The following is a 16830-nucleotide window of genomic DNA, read 5'->3' as shown; positions in this document are numbered from 1 at the left end:
GTGCTGCCTACGGTCGCAAGGTGACGAGCAGCGGTCTGGAGCCCCCCACGCAAGCCACCGGCGCACACCGGACGCGGCACGGTGCGCCCCGTCTCTCGACGCACTCTTCGCCGCGTCGCCCGCCCGCCCGGTACGAGCCGCATCTCGACGGCCTGTTCACCTACTGCCTCTCCGTGCTCTGCGACCACGATGCCGCCACCGAGGCGCTCGGCGGCGTGCTCGCGATCGCGGAACGGCAGGACGGCCGGTGCCCGACGGGCGAGGAGGAACGTAAATCCTGGCTGTACGCGCTGGCCAGATGGATGTGTCTGCGCAGGCTCGCCGAGCAGAAGGCCGAGCAGGGGAAGGGCCGCCAGGCGCACCGGCACAAGGCCGGGAAGCAGCCGGGCAGGCTCTCCGCGAAGCAGATGGAACAGGCGAAGCAGGCATCGCAGTCCAAGCAGTCCAAACAGGAGACGAAGCGGGCGGGCGGGCCGCCGGGCAAGCAGCCGTCGGGCGGATCGACGGCCCAGGGGGCGCGTGCCGTACGCCGTACGCCCCCGGGCGTCGCCGCGAAGACCCCCGCTTCCGCCCCCGCCGCGGTCGTGCCGGGCGGCGCCCCCGCCGGCCCCGCCCGCGCCCCCGAGACCGAGGCCGCCGCCGAGGCGCACCGCCGCGAACTGGCCAAGCTGGCCTGGCCCGAGGCCGCGGGCACCACCCCCGAGCAGCGCGAGGCGCTCGAACTCGCCGTACGCCACCGCCTCGCCCCGCGCGCCGTCGCCTCCGTCCTGGGCCTCGAACCGGCGACCGCCCGGGAGCTGCTGGCCGCGGCCGCCTGCGAGGTGGAGCGCACCCGCGCCGCCCTCGCCGTCGTGGAGACCGGCAACTGCCCCACCGTCGCCCGGCTCACCGGCGGACGCGCCCTGCTCTCCGCCGCCCTGCGCCGCGAACTCGTCCGCCACGTCGACGACTGTCCCCGCTGCCGCAGGGCCGCCGAACGGGCCGGCGCCGAGGGCCCCTGGCCCGGCGCCGCGGTCACCGCGGCCGCCGCGCTGCCGGTGGTCGAGGCACCCCGGCCGTCGGCGTACGTCGCGATGGTCCACGCCCGGCGGAACCGCTCCGGCGGCCCGCGCTTCGACCGGGCGGGCTTCCCCATGGACCCGAAGGACCACGCCGCGCGCCGGGACCGGCTGCGGGCCAGGGTCGTGACGACGACGGTGGTGGCGACGGTCGTGGCAGCCCCGGTGATCGCGCTGTGGACCGCGTACCGGGGCGCGCCGCAGACCGGCGAGGGCCATGAGGGCTCGTCGGTCACCGCCACCGAGAGCGACGCCCGGCACGAGCTCGACGGTGGAGCGGACGGACACTACGAGAACGCGGGCAACGCCCGGCCCCAGCCCGGTGCCCGCTTCGACGACGGCCGCGCTCCGGACGTCTCGGCGGAGGTGATCGGCTCGGGTCCGGGCCGGGACGGCGTCGGCGGGCTCACCGTCGAGGCTCGCTCGTCCGGCGGCCGGACCCTGATCCGGCTGACCGCGTCGGGCGGCGCGCCGGTCGCCTGGTCGGCCCGCGCGGACGCGTCGTGGGTGCGGCTGAGCCGCTACTCGGGCACCCTCGCCGCGGGCGAGAGCGTCACGGTCCAGGTCCTCGTCGACCACCGGAGGGAGCCGGCCGGCCCGTGGAGCGCGCGCATCGCCCTCGCCCCGTCGGGTTCGGCGGTGGCGATCCGGGGGCACGGCGCGACGCGGCCCTCGCCCGGCGGCCCGGGGCACCCGACCGCCACCCCCGGGCCTTCGCAGCCGCCCACGTCCTCGCCGGCCCCCTCGCCGTCGCCCGACCCGAGCGACCCCACACCGACCCCGACGGACTCGGGCCCGCCCGACCCGTCCCCGGACCCGACCGACCCCACACCCACCACCGACCCGGGACCGGGCACACCGCCCCCGGCCGGCTGAGGCTCACGTACGCCGCTGCTCTCTGACGTGCGTGCGCCGCCCCGGCCGGCCGAGGCTCACGTACGCCGCTGCTTCCTCACGTATGTCCCTGCTTCGTCACGCCGGGTCGGCCGGGTCGGCCGGAGGGGCCGGATCCGCGGGGTGCGGTGCCATCGGGAGCAGCGCGGAGAGCCGCTCCTCGCACAGCTCGACGAGGCGGTCGTACGCCTCCTTGCCCATCATCTCGATGAGCTCGGGCCGGTACGAGACGTACACCGGCTCCCCGGCCCCGTGCGCCGAGGTTGCCGAGGTGCACCACCAGTGCAGATCGTGGCCGCCCGGACCCCAGCCCCGGCGGTCGTACTCACCGATCGACACCTGGAGGATCCGGGTGTCGTCGGGCCGGTCGATCCAGTCGTACGTGCGCCGGACCGGCAGCTGCCAGCAGACGTCCGGCTTGGTCTCCAGGGGCTCCTTGCCCTCCCGCAGCGCCAGGATGTGCAGGGAGCAGCCCGCGCCTCCCGCGAATCCGGGCCGGTTCTGGAAGATGCACGAGCCCTTCCAGCGCCGGGTCTGGCGTTCCCCGTCGTCGTCGACCTGGACCCAGCCCGTCTCCGTACCGACGTCGTGGAACTGCCACAGGTCGGGGGTCAGCCGTTCGACGTGGCCCGCCACCCGCTTCTCGTCGTCCTCGTCCGAGAAGTGCGCACCCAGCGTGCAGCAGCCGTCGTCCGCACGGCCCGCCTGGATGCCCTGGCAGCCGCTGCCGAAGATGCAGGTCCACCTGGAGGTCAGCCAGGTCAGGTCGCAGCGGAAGATCTGTTCGTCGTCCCCCGGGTCCGGGAACTCGACCCAGGCGCGCGCGAAATCGATCCCCGTCTCGTCGTCGGACCGGTCCGGTCCGTTCGCTTCCGGTGCTTCCTGTTGCCGCATCTCCTGCTTCGTTCTCTGCTTCTTCGTGTTTTTGCCCGGCTTCGCCTTTTTCGTCTTTGGCACGCGCCAAGGGTAAGTCCGAGGTCCCGGTAGCGTTCGCTGCATGAGACTCGGAGTCCTCGACGTGGGTTCGAACACGGTGCATCTGCTGGTGGTGGACGCGCACCCCGGCGCACGCCCGTTGCCCGCGCACTCGCACAAGGCGGAGCTGCGCCTGGCCGAGCTGCTCGACGAGGACGGGGCGATCGGCCCCGAGGGTGTGGACCGGCTGGTGGCCACGGTGGCCGACGCGCTCCAGGCCGCAGAGGACAAGGGGTGCGAGGACGTCCTGCCGTTCGCCACGTCCGCGGTGCGGGAGGCGAGCAACGCCGATCAGGTGCTGGCCCGGGTACGGGAGGAGACCGGGGTCGACCTCGCCGTCCTCAGCGGCGCGGAGGAGGCCCGGCTCACCTTCCTCGCCGCGCGCCGCTGGTTCGGCTGGTCGTCGGGGCGGCTGCTGGTCCTGGACATCGGGGGCGGTTCGCTGGAGATCGCTTACGGCATGGACGAGGAGCCGGACGCCGCGGTCTCGCTGCCGCTCGGGGCCGGCCGGCTCACCGCCGGATGGCTGCCGGGCGATCCGCCGGACCCGGCCGAGGTGAAGGCGCTGCGCCGCCATGTCCGGGCCAGGATCGCCCGCAGCGTCGGGGAGTTCACCCGGCTCGGACGCCCGGACCATGTCGTGGCCACGTCCAAGACCTTCAAGCAGCTCGCCAGGATCGCCGGCGCCGCACGCTCCACCGACGGCCTGTACGTGCAGCGCGCCCTCACCCGCAAGTCGCTGGAGGAGTGGGTGCCGAAGCTGGCGGCGATGACGACCGAGCAGCGCGGCGGTCTGCCCGGCGTCTCCGAGGGCCGGGCCGCGCAGCTGCTCGCCGGGGCGCTGGTCGCGGAGGGGGCCATGGATCTGTTCGGGGTCGAGGAGCTGGAGATCTGCCCCTGGGCGCTGCGCGAGGGCGTCATCCTGCGCCGCCTGGACCATCTGCCGACGGAGGAGAAGGCCGCGTTCGGCGGCTGAACGCGCCGGTCCGGGCGAGGGGGGCCGCGGCGCAGGGCCGGGCACGGCGGCCTGCGGCGCAGGGCCCCGGCGCGCACCACCGCGTGCGCCGCCATGGGGCATCTCACTTTCCGACCGGACCCCCTCGGCGGGGCGTACCACTGCCCGTACGCTGTCCCAGTGGCAGAACCAGTGGTGCGCATCCCGGATGCGAAGGTCGCCCTGTCGACGGCTTCCGTCTACCCGGAGTCGACGGCGACGGCCTTCGAGATCGCCGCGCGCCTCGGTTACGACGGTGTCGAGGTCATGGTGTGGACCGACCCCGTCAGCCAGGACATCGAGGCACTGCGGCGGCTCTCCGACTACCACCAGGTGCCGATCCTCGCCGTCCACGCGCCCTGTCTGCTGATCACCCAGCGCGTCTGGTCCACCGATCCGTGGGTGAAGCTCCAGCGGGCCCGTGCCGCGGCGGAGAAGCTCGGGGCGACGACCGTGGTCGTCCACCCGCCGTTCCGTTGGCAGCGCAATTACGCGCGCGACTTCGTCACCGGGATCTGGCGGATGGCGGACGAGACCGATGTGCGGTTCGCCGTGGAGAACATGTACCCCTGGCGCTACCGGGACCGCGAGATGCTCGCGTACGCCCCCGACTGGGACGTCACCAACGACGACTACCGCCACTTCACCGTCGACCTCTCGCACACCGCGACGGCCCGTACGGACGGCATGGCGATGGTCGAGCGGATGGGCGACCGGCTCGCCCATGTCCACCTCGCCGACGGCAAGGGCTCCAACAAGGACGAGCACCTGGTGCCCGGCCGGGGCGACCAGCCCTGTGCCGAACTCCTGGAGCACCTGGCCCGCACCGGCTTCGACGGCCATGTCGTCATCGAGGTCAACACCCGCCGCGCCATGTCCACCGCCGAACGCGAGGCCGATCTGGCGGAGGCGCTGGCCTTCACCCGGCTCCACCTGGCGTCGTCACCGACCCGAGCACCGCGGCCATGACGGACGGTCCCCCGGACGGTCCCGGCTCTACCGGTCCCTCGGACGGCCCCGGCCCCACCCGTCCCTCCAGCCCCTCCAGTCCCAAGCGCCGGGGCCGCCCCTCCCGTACCGCCGACACCACCGGCCCCGACGCGCGCACCCGCATCCTGGAGGCGGCCCGCACCGAATTCGCGGAGCGCGGGTACGACAAGACGTCGGTCCGGGGCATCGCCAAGGCGGCGGGCGTCGACTCCGCCCTGGTCCACCACTACTTCGGTACGAAGGACGAGGTCTTCGCGGCCGCCATCGAGCTGTCCTTCGAGCCGGCCCTGGTGATCCCGGACGTCCTCGGCGACGGCACGGACGGCCTGGGGGAGCGGCTGGCCCGCTACTTCATCGCCGTATGGGAGAACCCGGCGTCCAGGGCCCCGCTGCTGGCGATCATGCGATCCGCGCTGACGCACGAGGCGGCGGCGAAGGTCCTCCGGGGCTTCGTGCTGCGCCGGCTCCTGGAGCGCGTCGCGGAGGCGCTCGACGTACCGGACGCCACCTTCCGCGCGGAGCTGGCGGCTTCGCACATGGTCGGGATCGCGATGCTCCGCTATGTGATCCGGGCGGAACCGCTCGCCTCGGCGGACCCCGAGAAGATCATCGAGATGGTCGCCCCGACGCTCCAGCGCTACCTGACGGAGTCCTGAGCCCGCACGGTCGCCCCGACCACTCACCGAGCATTTCATCCCGCATTTCGGACACTGTGTCCAGATCTTGGAGCCGGAGGCGTACGCTCGGAGACAGTCTTTAACGTCGAAGGAGCGAGAGACGATGCCCCAGCTGAGGTCCCGCACTGTCACCCACGGCCGCAACATGGCGGGCGCCCGCGCCCTTATGCGGGCCTCGGGCGTAGCGAGCGAGGACATCGGCAAGCCGATCATCGCGGTCGCCAACTCCTTCACCGAGTTCGTCCCCGGCCACACCCACCTGGCCCCGGTCGGCCGGATCGTCTCCGACGCCATCAAGGCCGCGGGCGCCGTTCCGCGCGAGTTCAACACCATCGCCGTCGACGACGGCATCGCGATGGGCCACGGCGGGATGCTCTACAGCCTCCCCTCCCGCGACCTGATCGCCGACTCCGTCGAGTACATGGTCGAGGCGCACTGCGCGGACGCGCTGATCTGCATCTCCAACTGCGACAAGATCACCCCCGGCATGCTGATGGCGGCGATGCGCCTCAACATCCCGACGGTCTTCGTCTCCGGCGGCCCGATGGAGGCCGGCAAGGCCACCCTGGTCGACGGCACGGTCCGCAAGCTCGACCTGGTCAACGCGATCAGCGACGCCGTCGACGAGAGCATCTCGGACGAGGACATCCTCCGTATCGAGGAGAACGCCTGCCCCACCTGCGGCAGCTGTTCCGGCATGTTCACCGCCAACTCGATGAACTGCCTGACCGAGGTCCTCGGCCTCTCCCTCCCCGGCAACGGCTCCGTCCTCGCCACGCACACCGCCCGCAAGGCGCTGTACGAGGACGCCGGCCGCACGGTCGTCGAGATCACCAAGCGCTACTACGAGCAGGACGACGAGACGGTCCTGCCCCGCGCCATCGGCACCCGCGCCGCGTTCGACAACGCGATGGCGCTGGACATCGCCATGGGCGGCTCGACCAACACGATCCTGCACCTGCTGGCCGCGGCCGAGGAGGCCGAGCTGGCGTACAACCTCGATGACATCAACGAGGTCTCCCGCCGGGTCCCGTGCCTCTCCAAGGTCGCCCCCAACGTGGCCCCCGGCGGTACGTACTACATGGAGGACGTCCACCGGGCCGGCGGCATCCCCGCCCTCCTCGGTGAGCTCCACCGCGGCGGTCTGCTGAACGAGGACGTGCACTCGGTGCACTCCGACACGCTCGCCGAGTGGCTCAAGAACTGGGACATCCGCGGCGGCTCGCCGTCCCCCGAGGCCGTCGAGCTGTGGCACGCGGCCCCGGGCTGTGTCCGTTCCGCGACCGCGTTCTCGCAGTCGGAGCGCTGGGACACCCTCGACCTGGACGCGGCCGGCGGCTGCATCCGCGACGTGGCGCACGCGTACTCCAAGGACGGCGGCCTCGCCGTCCTCAAGGGGAACATCGCCGTGGACGGCTGCGTCGTGAAGACGGCGGGCGTCGACGAGTCGATCTGGACCTTCGAGGGCCCGGCGGTCGTCTGCGAGTCCCAGGAGGACGCCGTCGACAAGATCCTCCGCAAGGAGATCACGCACGGCGACGTCGTCGTCATCCGTTACGAGGGCCCGCGCGGCGGCCCCGGCATGCAGGAGATGCTCTACCCCACCTCCTTCCTCAAGGGCCGCGGCCTCGGCAAAACCTGCGCGCTGATCACCGACGGCCGCTTCTCCGGCGGTACGTCGGGCCTGTCCATCGGCCACGCCTCGCCGGAGGCCGCTTCGGGCGGCACCATCGCGCTGGTCGAGGACGGCGACCGGATCAGGATCGACATCCCGAACCGTTCCATCGAGCTCCTCGTCCCCGAGACCGAGCTGGCCACCCGCCGCGCGGCGCTGAACGGCGTCTACGCGCCGAAGAACCGCGAGCGCAAGGTCTCGGCGGCGCTGCGCGCGTACGCGGCGATGGCGACGAGCGCGGACCGGGGCGCGGTGCGCGACGTGTCCAGGCTGGGCTGACCGGCCCGCCGGCCGACGGACCACCGGACCCCGCCCGCTCTCACCAGCGGGCGGGGTCCTGCCCGTCCACGGCGAACACGGACCCGTCGGGCGCGGTCCCGAAGACGGTCCGGCCGGCGGCGACCGGGGCGGGCAGCGCCGAGGAGTACGTGAGCCTCCCGTTGCGCAGCCGGGGTGCCGTCTGGCCCAGCAGCTTTCCGTGCCCGGTGTCCACGGCCAGTAGCCGCCCGTCGGCCGCCGAGAAGTACAGCCGGTTCCCGGCGGCGAGTACCGGCGCGGACGTCCGCCCGGCGGCGGTCTCCAGCTGCCAGCGGACCGCCTCGCCGCCGGCCGGGCGGGTGTCCACGGCGACCAGCGTCCCGCCGTGTGCCAGCAGATAGGCGGTGTCCCCGCCCATCACGACCTCCGGCTCGTTCATCCGGAACGGCAGCGCCGTCCGTACGGCCCGTCCCCGCGCCGGGTCGTAGCGGACCAGCCCGACGGTCTGGGCGTCCCCGTTCATGGACGTCAGGACGAGTGCGCCGTCCGAGGCCCCCACCGGGGTCAGCATCCCGTCCAGCCGCCGCTGCCAGGCCGTGTGCCCCGTCGTGGCGTCGACGGCCGTGACCAGCGTGGAGGACCCGTACGCCGAGTGCTCGAAGGCGTAGGCCAGCCCGGTGCCCGCGTCGTACAGCGCGTAGTCCGGGCGCTGGTGCCCGGCGAGCGCGTGGCGCCAGAGGGACACCCCGGTCGCGGAGTCCAGCGCCTCGGTCGTGCCGTCCTCGGCCACCAGCAGCAGCGTGTCACCCGCGCCGAAGGGGGTGCCCAGATACGGGGAGAGATCCGCGTCCCAGACCTGCTCGCCCTTGGCGGGGTCGTACGCCCGGAGCTTCCCGCCCGGCACCGCCGTGTGCACCAGACCGCCGGAGACCGACACCACGCCGACCGCCGGAGCGTCCGCCTCGGCGCGACGGGACCACAGCACCCGGCCGCCCGCCGGGTCCAGCCGGGAGACACCGATGCCGCCGGTCGCGCAGTACAGCGCTGCGGGCGGGCCGCCCGTCTCCGCTCCGGAGCCGCCTTCCGGGGAGCAGACCGGCGTCGATCTGCCGGTGGTCCGCAGCGCGGTGCGCCACGGCGCGAACTCCTCCGCCGAGCCCTTCGACCCACCCTGACCGCCGGAGCCGCCCGGTCCGTCGGAGCCGGTCCCGGCACCGACGGCCCACACCCCGCCGGCCCCCATGACCAGCAGCGCCGCGGTGGCCGCCAGCCACCGCCGTTTGTTGCCGCCGCCGACCGCGGCCGCCTTCCCGTCCCGCGTCGCCGCCCCGCCCACATGGGTGTCCGCTTCAGCGCCGGCGCGCGCCCCGGCCTCCGGGACGAGGGCCACCGCGACTCCGGCATCGGTTCCCGCCCCGGTGGCGGCCGGCCGCCGCTGCGACGGTATGAACGCGGCGGCCTCGTACGAGGGCGGCCGCAGCGTCGTCATGATCTCGTCCGGGGTGGGCCGCCCGGCGGGGTCCTTGGTCAGGCACTGCCCGATCAGCGGAGCCAGGTCCGCCGGCACCCCCGCCAGATCGGCCTCGTCGTGCACCACCTGGTAGGCCACGATGTACGGGCTGTCCGAGTCGAAGGGGCCCCGGCCGGTCGCCGCGTGGACGAGCACCGCCCCCAGGGCGAACACATCGGCGGCGGGCCCGACCTCGCGCGGCCGCTGGAACTGCTCGGGCGCCATGTACGGCGGCGAGCCGATCAGCTTGCCGGTCTCGGTGCGCAGATCGCTGTCGTACGGCCGGGAGATCCCGAAGTCGATGACCTTGGGCCCGGAGTCGGACAGCAGCACGTTGCTCGGCTTGAGGTCGCGGTGGATGACACCGGCCCGGTGGATGTCCCGCAGCGCCTCGGCGAGCCCCGCCGTCAGCCTGCGCAGTTGGGCCGGGGACATCGGCCCGTTCCGCTTCACCTGGTCGGCGAGGGTGGGGCCGGGTACGTACAGGGTGGCCATCCACGGCCGTGCGGCATCCGGGTCGGCGTCGACGACCGGTGCGGTGAAGGCGCCGCTGACCCGCCGGGCCGCCCCGACCTCCTGCCGGAAACGTGCCCTGAACTCCGGGTTCGCCGCGTACTGCTGGTGCACCACCTTGACGGCGAGTTGCAGCCCGGAGGCGGAGCGCGCCAGGTGCACGACTCCCATGCCGCCCGCGCCGAGACGTGCCTCAAGACGGTACTGCCCGGCGTACTCCGGATGCTCCGCTTCCGGATTGGCTCCGGTACCTCGCAGCGGCGGCATCGCCCACCCCCGTGTGTTCGTCCGCAAGCGCGACGCACGGAGCCTAGTCGATGGTGCGTGCGATCCGGATGGGGCTTGTAGCCTGCGCGTCGTACACACCGTCTCTCAACGGGGGAGGGCCTCATGGCCATGGACGAGCACACCGACATCGCGACCGATGTCACGACCGACGCCGCGACCGACGTCTCCGAGGACGTGGCGGCGCTCGCCGGTTCCGACGACGTCACCCGGTACCCGATCGCGCCCGGCTACCGCGTCAACGTCCGCACCGGACCGGGCACCAAGTACGGGATCGTCAGGACCCTCCCGTACGGAATGAAGGTTCCGGTCTACTGCCAGAAGCCGGGGGAGCGGGTCACCGGCCCGTACGGCACCTCGAACGTCTGGGACAACATCGCCAACGGCCAGTTCGTGGCGGACGCCTACGTCCACACGGGCAGCGACGGCTACATCGCACCGCGCTGCGACTGACCGCAACGGCGTCGGGATCGCGACCGGAACGGTGACCGGCGCGTCCGGGCCCGCGACCGCCCGGGGATAATCGACTTCGTGAGCGAGAACAGCGAAGCACCCGGCTCCGGCACGCCCGGCCCGCAGCCCGAGCCCCTGCGCTTCTTCGGTACGACCTGGGTCGACCACAGCGGGGGCTACGGGCTGCGACGTGCCGGGGCGGCGGCCGGCTCGCTGGCCGCCGCGATCGTCGCCTGTTTCGTGCTCCGGTTCGCCTACCAGGGACTCCAGATCGCCGACGTCGGCAGCTTCGTCGGCGTCCTGGTGGTGCTGATGTTCGCCATCTGCAGCGCCATCGCCTTCCGCAAGACCTGGGAAGGGTTCAGCCGCCGCCCCGCCGACCCGGCGCGCGAGGCCAATCTGCGCGGTCTCAAGACGATCGGCTTCGTCGGCTCGCTGATCGCGTACTTCCTCCGTACGTTCCGGGAGGCGCCGGGCGAGCAGCTGCATCGCACGGAGTACGAGACGGCCCTGGCCCGCTACGAGAAGCGCCGCTCGTCCCGCACCGGAAACCCGGCAGCCCGAAAGACCACCAAGGGCAAGCGTCCCAAGCGCAAGTAGCGCGCCCGGGGCGGTTCGCCCCACCCGACCGCGCCCCGCGTTCACGCGCGAGCCCGCGATCGCGTCTCACGTCTCACGTCTCGCGCTCCGCGCCCCGCGACCGCGCCCCGTGACCGCGTCTCGCACTCCGCGACCGCGTCGCGTCTCGCGCTCCGCACCTCGCACCTCGCACCTCGCACGCGAGCCCGCGTCCGTTCCCCGCTCGCGTCGCGCCGGTGCGCTCCCCGCGCTCGCCCCGTGCCCTGGCTCGCCCTGCCCCGTGCTGGTACGCGCCCCGCCTTCGCCAGCCTGGCGCCCGCCTCGCTCCCCGCCCGGCGCCCGCGCTCGCCCGGCGAAAGCACCGGCGCACACCCCCGCCGCGAGTCACGATGAACCCATGGTTCCCGATGACTCCCACCTGCCCACCCCCGTCCCGGCCCCGGTCCCCGCCTCGGCCCCCGCCCCCGTCCCGGCCCCGGTCCCCGCCTCGGCCCCCGCCCCCGTCCCGGCCCCGGTCCCCGCCTCGGCCCCCACCCCCGTCCCGGCCCCGGCCCCCGCCTCGGCCCCCGCCCTGGCCCCCGCCTCCTCGCTCGCCCCCGCCGCCCCGGAGCCGCCCCGCGCGCTCTCCTTCGACCGCGCGGCAGCCCAGTACGCCGCAGCCCGCCCCGGCTACCCGCCCGCGCTCTTCGACGCGGTCGAGGAACTGGCCCACCACCCCCTGCGCGGCGCCCGCACCATCGACGTAGGCGCCGGCACGGGCATCTCCACCCGGCTCCTCCACGAGCGCGGCGCCCTGGTCACCGCCGTGGAACCGGGTGCAGGCATGGCGCAGGAGCTCCACCGCTCGCACCCCGCACTGCCCGTCGTACGCGGCGACGGCAACCGCCTCCCCCTCGCCACCGCATCCGCCGACCTGATCACGTACGCCCAGTCCTGGCACTGGACGGACCGGACCCTCGCCACCGCCGAGGCGCTACGGGTCCTTCGCCCCGGCGGCGCCCTCGCCCTCTGGTGGAACGTCTCCGACCACTCCGTCCCCTGGATCGCCGAGCAGGACGCCCGCCTCCGCCGCTTCTTCGGCGCCGGTGACTCCGCCCACGGGTCGCCCGTCCGCTCCCGCGACCTCCCGTCCGGGCTCGACTTCACGCACCGCCGGCTGCCCTGGACCCGCCGGGTGCCCCTCGACACCCACCTCGCCAACCTCGGCAGCCACTCCGCCTTCCTCGTCCTCGGTGCGGAACCCACGCAACGCTTCCTCGCCGAGGAGCGGGCCCGGCTCGCGGAACTCTTCCCGGACGGCACGGTCGAGGAGAGCTACGCGGTCGACCTGAGCGTGGCCGTCAGCCCCGCCGCGCCGCCGCTGCCCACCCCTTGACGGGCAGGCACCCCGGGATGATTATTCATCACATGATGAATAATCCGGGTGCCGCCATCGAGGCCCACGGCCTCACGGTCGTACGAGGCGACCGCACGGTCCTGCGCGGCATCGACTTCACCGTCGAACCCGGCAGGATCACCGGCCTCCTAGGCCCCTCCGGTTGCGGGAAATCGACCCTGATGCGGGCCGTCGTGGGCACCCAGGCCAAGGCCACCGGTGCCCTCGACGTGCTCGGCAGCCCCGCGGGTCACCCCACGCTCCGTCCACGCATCGGGTACGTCACCCAGGACCCGTCCGTCTACACCGACCTGACGGTCCGGCAGAACCTCGACTACTTCGCGGCGATCCTCCGGCCCGGCCGCCGACAGCGCGACGCCCGCCGCGCCGCCGTCACCCGCGCCATCACCGAGGTCGACCTGACCGGCCACACCGACGCCCTCGCCGGCACCCTCTCCGGCGGTCAGCTCGCCCGCGCCTCCCTCGCCGTGGCCCTGCTCGGCACCCCGGAACTCCTGGTCCTCGACGAACCCACCGTGGGCCTGGACCCGGTGCTCCGCCGTGACCTGTGGAACCTCTTCCACCGCCTCGCCGCCGAGCACGGCACCACGCTCCTCGTCTCCTCCCATGTCATGGACGAGGCCGAGCGCTGCCACCGCCTGCTCCTCATGCGCGAGGGCGAGATCCTCGCCGACGGCACCCCCGACGCACTGCGCACCGCCGCCCGCGCGGCCACCGTCGAAGAGGCCTTCCTCCACCTGGTCGACCAGGCCGCCACCCGTCAGGAGCCCACCCGATGAGCACGCCCCCGACCCCGGCACCCACCCCGGCACCCGCACCCACCCCGACCCCGCCCCCGGCGACCGGCACCCCGCTCCTGAGCCCGGCCCGCACCCTCGCCACCGCCGCCCGTCAGGAGCCCACCCGATGAGCACGCCCCCGACCCCGGCACCCACCCCGGCACCCGCCCCCACCCCGACCCCGCCCCCGGCGACCGGCACCCCGCTCCTGAGCCCGGCCCGCACCCTCGCCACCGCCGCCCGGGTCCTGCGCCAGCTCAGCCACGACGCCCGCACCGTCGCCCTGCTGCTCCTGGTCCCGGTCGTCCTGATCACGCTGCTCCGGTACGTGTTCGACGGCACCCCCCGCACCTTCGACGCCATCGGCGCCTCACTGCTCGGCATCTTCCCGCTGATCACGATGTTCCTGGTGACCTCGATCGCCACCCTGCGCGAACGCACCTCGGGCACCCTCGAACGCCTCCTCGCGATGCCGCTCGGCAAGGGCGACCTGATCGCCGGCTACGCCCTCGCGTTCGGCGCCGTGGCGATCGTCCAGTCCCTCCTGGCCACCGCGGTCTCGGTCTGGGCACTGGGCCTGGACGTCATCGGCTCCCCGTGGCTGCTGCTCCTGGTCGCCCTGCTCGACGCGCTGCTCGGCACGGCACTGGGCCTGTTCGTCTCCGCCTTCGCCGCGTCCGAGTTCCAGGCCGTCCAGTTCATGCCCGCGGTGATCTTCCCGCAGCTCCTGCTCTGCGGACTGTTCATCGCCCGCGACCGGATGGCCCCCGCCCTCGAAGCGATCTCGAACGTGCTGCCCATGTCGTACGCCGTCGACGGCATGAACGAGGTCCTCGGCCACACCGACATCACCGGCGACTTCGTCCGCGACGTACTGATCGTGGCGGGCTGCGCCGTCCTCGTACTCGCCCTCGGTGCCGCCACCCTCCGCCGCCGCACCGCCTGACACGGCCGGTGCGAGGATGGCGGACACGAGCACCGAGCACCGAGAACCGTCAGCACAGCCCGGAGGGTGAACCACATGACCCAGACAGTCGCAGTCCTCGGCACCGGCAAGATCGGCGAGGCACTGCTCAGCGGCATGATCCGGGCGGGCTGGCGCCCGGCGAACCTGCTGGTCACCACCCGCCGCTCCGAGCGCGCCGAGGAACTCCACAACCGCTACGGCGTCGACTCCGTCACCAACGCCGAGGCCGCCGGGCGCGCCGACATCCTCATCCTCGCGGTCAAGCCGCAGGACATGGGCCGGCTCCTGGACGAGCTCGCCGGGCACATCACCCCCGACCGACTGGTCATCAGCGCGGCCGCGGGCATCACGACCGCCTTCATCGAGGACCGCCTCGCCGCGAGCACCCCGGTCGTACGCGTCATGCCGAACACCCCCGTCCTCGTCGACGAGGGCATGTCCGTCATCTCGGCCGGCAGCCACGCCACCACCGGCCACCTCGCCGCCGCCGAGGCGATCTTCAAGGGCGTCGGCAAGACCCTCCGCGTCCCCGAGTCCCAGCAGGACGCGGCGACCGCCCTGTCCGGATCGGGCCCCGCGTACTTCTACTTCCTCGTCGAGGCCATGACCGACGCGGGCATCCTGCTCGGCCTGCCCCGCGCCCAGGCCCACGAGCTGATCGTCCAGGCCGCCATCGGCGCCGCCGTGATGCTCCGCGACAGCGGCGAACACCCCGTCAAGCTGCGCGAAGCCGTCACCAGCCCGGCCGGCACCACCATCAGCGCCATCCGCGAGCTGGAGAACCACGGCGTACGGGCCGCCCTCATCGCAGCCCTCGAAGCCGCCCGCGACCGCAGCCGCGAACTCGCCTCCGGCAACGGCTGACCTACCCCGCGGCAGCGATCAGCTCCGCGCTGGTGACCACCTTCGCGAATCCACCGCCGTGCAACGACACGGCGGTGGCCCGCGCCAGCTCGTCCGCGCCCAGCGTCCACCCCCACGGCCCGGCCAGGTCGAAGGTGTACGTCGCATCCAGCGGGACGAACACCTCGTACCCCAGGTTCCCGCCCATCCGCGCCGTCGTCTCGACGCACATATTGGTCTGGATCCCGACCACCACGAGCTGCCGGATCCCGCTCCGGTCCAGCCACTCCTTGAGGTCGGGCGTCCCGTAGAAGGCGGAGTTCACGCACTTCGTCAGCAACAGCCCGGACCCACCGCCCTTCCCGCGCCGCTCCTCCACGTACCCCTTGAAGTCGTTCCCCGGCTGCCCCACCCGCAACGGCGAATCCGGCTTGGTCGAGTCGTGCCGTACGAACACCACCGGCCGCCCGCTCGACTGCCAGGCATCGATCAGCCCCGCGATGTTCCGATCCGCCTCCGGATTGTTCCGCGCCCCCCAGTACGCCTCCTCCCCGAAGCCTTCCTGCACGTCCACCACGATCAGCGCCGCGTTCTCTGCGATCTCCATCTCCATGCGAACGATCCTGCCGCCCGGCGGAGCCACGCCCCAGAGGGCAAGAAGCCATCGACCGATGCTTTACTGCCACGATGGCGACCACCCCGGATCCCACCCGCATCGCGCTCGTCGCCCTCCCCGGCGTACGCGCCTTCGACGTCTCGGTCATCACGGAGGTCTGGGGCGTCGACCGCACCGACCGAGGCGTCCCGCCCTTCGAGCTGTGCCGCACCGCCGCCGAACCCACCCCCATAGCGCTGCGCGGCGGCCTCTCCCTCACCCCGGACCGCACCCTCACCTGGCTCGCCCACGCCGACCTCGTCGTCGTCCCCGGCCTCGACGACCACCTGACCCCGGCCCCCGCCCCGGTCCTGGCGGCCCTCCGCCGAGCCCACACCCGGGGCACCCCGATCGCCTCCCTGTGCGCAGGTGCCTTCACGCTCGCCCAGGCCGGCCTCCTGGACGGCCGCCGGGCAATCACCCACTGGCGCCTCACCGACGACCTCCGCGCCACCCACCCCCATGTGAAGGTGACCCAGGACGCCCTCTTCCTGCACGACGGCAATATCTGGACGTCGGCGGGCACCGCGGCCGGCATCGACCTCTGCCTCCACCTCGTGCGCACGATGCACGGGGCCGAGACCGCGGCCACGATCGCCCGTTCGATGGTCACGGCTCCATTCCGCACCGGCACCCAGGCCCAGTTCATCGAGCACCCCACCCCCCGCGCCGATCGCGACGCCGACACCCTCGCCGCGGTACGCGCCTTCGCCCTGGCCCATCTGGCCGAACCGCACACGGTCGCCGCGCTCGCCGCCCGCGCCGGAATGTCCCCCCGCTCCTTCGCCCGCCACTTCCAGGCCACCACCGGCACGACCCCGCTCCGCTGGCTGATCACCCAACGCATCGCCGCAGCTCAGAAGCTCCTCGAACGCACCGACCTCCCTCTGCCGGAGGTCGCCCGCCGTACCGGCTTCGGCAGCGAGATCACCATGCGCCAGCACTTCGCCACCCACCTGTCCACCAGCCCCCGCGACTACCGCCTGGCCTTCCACCGTCAATCGGACCCCGACCGGGGTTGACACGCCAGTCCCGCATCCGTAGTGTGCTCCGAGTTGTCCGACGTGAGCGCCGACCCCGGTCGGTCCCCGGACAGCCAATCCGCAGTAACCACAACTGACCAGCGGCATCTGCCGCCGGACTTTCTGTGCGCATTTGCGGAATGAGGAATCCGCGTTCGAAGGAACGCGACCCCGATTAGCGTCGGGGCCCAGGATTCCGCTAAAGTCTCACTCGTCGGAACGGCCCAACAGCCGGGAAGGCAAACCCCGCTGACTGGGAATCAGGCCCGAAAGGATCTGATAGAGTCGGACTCGCCGGAAAGGGAAA

General features: G+C 73.2%; 16 protein-coding genes. 13 read left to right on the top strand and 3 right to left on the bottom strand.

All coding sequences use genetic code 11. The annotated features are described in order from the left end of the window. The first annotated feature begins 20 nt into the window (after positions 1-20). On the top strand, positions 21-1934 hold the full coding sequence (locus ABZ622_RS32200) for a hypothetical protein (RefSeq protein WP_360549256.1): 1914 nt from the start codon (positions 21-23) through the stop codon (positions 1932-1934). Positions 1935-2030: 96 nt separating this feature from the next. Here the strand turns inward: ABZ622_RS32200 and ABZ622_RS32195 are convergent, their stop codons facing one another. Next, positions 2031-2909 carry a hypothetical protein gene (locus tag ABZ622_RS32195; protein WP_360549254.1) on the bottom strand — a complete coding sequence of 293 codons (879 nt, stop codon included), beginning with the start codon at positions 2907-2909 and terminating at the stop codon, positions 2031-2033. A gap of 40 nt (positions 2910-2949) precedes the next feature. Between ABZ622_RS32195 and ABZ622_RS32190 the strand changes: the two genes are divergently transcribed. The 4 genes from ABZ622_RS32190 to ilvD all read left to right on the top strand — a co-directional run bounded on the left by ABZ622_RS32190 (position 2950) and on the right by ilvD (position 7542). After that, positions 2950-3903, top strand: a complete 954-nt coding sequence (locus tag ABZ622_RS32190) for a Ppx/GppA phosphatase family protein (protein WP_360549252.1) — start codon at positions 2950-2952, stop codon at positions 3901-3903. 159 nt (positions 3904-4062) lie between these two features. Continuing rightward, positions 4063-4890, top strand: coding sequence for a sugar phosphate isomerase/epimerase (locus tag ABZ622_RS32185; protein WP_360549250.1), 828 nt, complete (start codon positions 4063-4065; stop codon positions 4888-4890). Then, the gene (locus ABZ622_RS32180) at positions 4887-5567 is read left to right on the top strand and encodes a TetR family transcriptional regulator (protein WP_360549248.1); all 681 of its coding nucleotides are present in this window, start codon (positions 4887-4889) and stop codon (positions 5565-5567) included. The genes ABZ622_RS32185 and ABZ622_RS32180 overlap by 4 nt, the downstream gene beginning before the upstream one ends. 124 nt (positions 5568-5691) lie before the next feature. Then, positions 5692-7542 (top strand): dihydroxy-acid dehydratase, encoded by a 1851-nt coding sequence (ilvD, locus tag ABZ622_RS32175; protein ID WP_360549246.1) that lies wholly within the window; start codon positions 5692-5694, stop codon positions 7540-7542. Positions 7543-7582: 40 nt separating this feature from the next. Here the strand turns inward: ilvD and ABZ622_RS32170 are convergent, their stop codons facing one another. Next, positions 7583-9811 carry a serine/threonine-protein kinase gene (locus ABZ622_RS32170; protein WP_360549244.1) on the bottom strand — a complete coding sequence of 743 codons (2229 nt, stop codon included), beginning with the start codon at positions 9809-9811 and terminating at the stop codon, positions 7583-7585. Between the two features lie 123 nt (positions 9812-9934). On the opposite strand from ABZ622_RS32170, the gene ABZ622_RS32165 reads away from it, so the two are divergent. The 7 genes from ABZ622_RS32165 to proC all read left to right on the top strand — a co-directional run bounded on the left by ABZ622_RS32165 (position 9935) and on the right by proC (position 14867). Next, on the top strand, positions 9935-10282 hold the full coding sequence (locus ABZ622_RS32165; RefSeq protein WP_360549242.1) for an SH3 domain-containing protein: 348 nt from the start codon (positions 9935-9937) through the stop codon (positions 10280-10282). A 78-nt stretch (positions 10283-10360) separates the two neighbouring features. Further along, on the top strand, positions 10361-10882 hold the full coding sequence (locus ABZ622_RS32160) for a hypothetical protein (RefSeq protein ID WP_360549240.1): 522 nt from the start codon (positions 10361-10363) through the stop codon (positions 10880-10882). A gap of 376 nt (positions 10883-11258) precedes the next feature. Beyond that, positions 11259-12236, top strand: coding sequence for a methyltransferase domain-containing protein (locus ABZ622_RS32155; protein ID WP_360549238.1), 978 nt, complete (start codon positions 11259-11261; stop codon positions 12234-12236). Positions 12237-12268: 32 nt separating this feature from the next. Then, positions 12269-13036, top strand: a complete 768-nt coding sequence (locus tag ABZ622_RS32150) for an ABC transporter ATP-binding protein (protein ID WP_360549236.1) — start codon at positions 12269-12271, stop codon at positions 13034-13036. Continuing rightward, positions 13033-13167 carry a hypothetical protein gene (locus ABZ622_RS32145; protein ID WP_360549234.1) on the top strand — a complete coding sequence of 45 codons (135 nt, stop codon included), beginning with the start codon at positions 13033-13035 and terminating at the stop codon, positions 13165-13167. The genes ABZ622_RS32150 and ABZ622_RS32145 overlap by 4 nt, the downstream gene beginning before the upstream one ends. After that, positions 13164-13982: an ABC transporter permease gene (locus tag ABZ622_RS32140; RefSeq protein ID WP_360549232.1), complete on the top strand. Its 819-nt coding sequence runs from the start codon at positions 13164-13166 to the stop codon at positions 13980-13982. The genes ABZ622_RS32145 and ABZ622_RS32140 overlap by 4 nt, the downstream gene beginning before the upstream one ends. A gap of 75 nt (positions 13983-14057) precedes the next feature. Further along, positions 14058-14867 (top strand): pyrroline-5-carboxylate reductase, encoded by an 810-nt coding sequence (gene proC, locus ABZ622_RS32135; protein ID WP_360549230.1) that lies wholly within the window; start codon positions 14058-14060, stop codon positions 14865-14867. A gap of 1 nt (position 14868) precedes the next feature. Here proC and ABZ622_RS32130 read toward each other — a convergent pair whose 3' ends face one another. Next, entirely contained in the window at positions 14869-15453 is a 585-nt protein-coding gene (locus ABZ622_RS32130; RefSeq protein WP_360549340.1) for a cysteine hydrolase family protein, read from the bottom strand. 80 nt (positions 15454-15533) lie between these two features. Here ABZ622_RS32130 and ABZ622_RS32125 point away from each other — a divergent pair, with 80 nt between their 5' ends. Next, a complete protein-coding gene (locus ABZ622_RS32125) occupies positions 15534-16523 on the top strand; it encodes a helix-turn-helix domain-containing protein (RefSeq protein WP_360549228.1) in 990 nt (329 codons plus the stop codon). Positions 16524-16830 lie beyond the last annotated feature (307 nt).

The sequence above is a fragment of the Streptomyces sp. NPDC007164 genome, assembly GCF_040634135.1.
GTDB lineage: Bacteria > Actinomycetota > Actinomycetes > Streptomycetales > Streptomycetaceae > Streptomyces > Streptomyces sanglieri.
The sequence above is the reverse complement of the archived record's forward strand: the minus strand, read 5'-3'. Positions and strand labels throughout refer to the sequence as shown.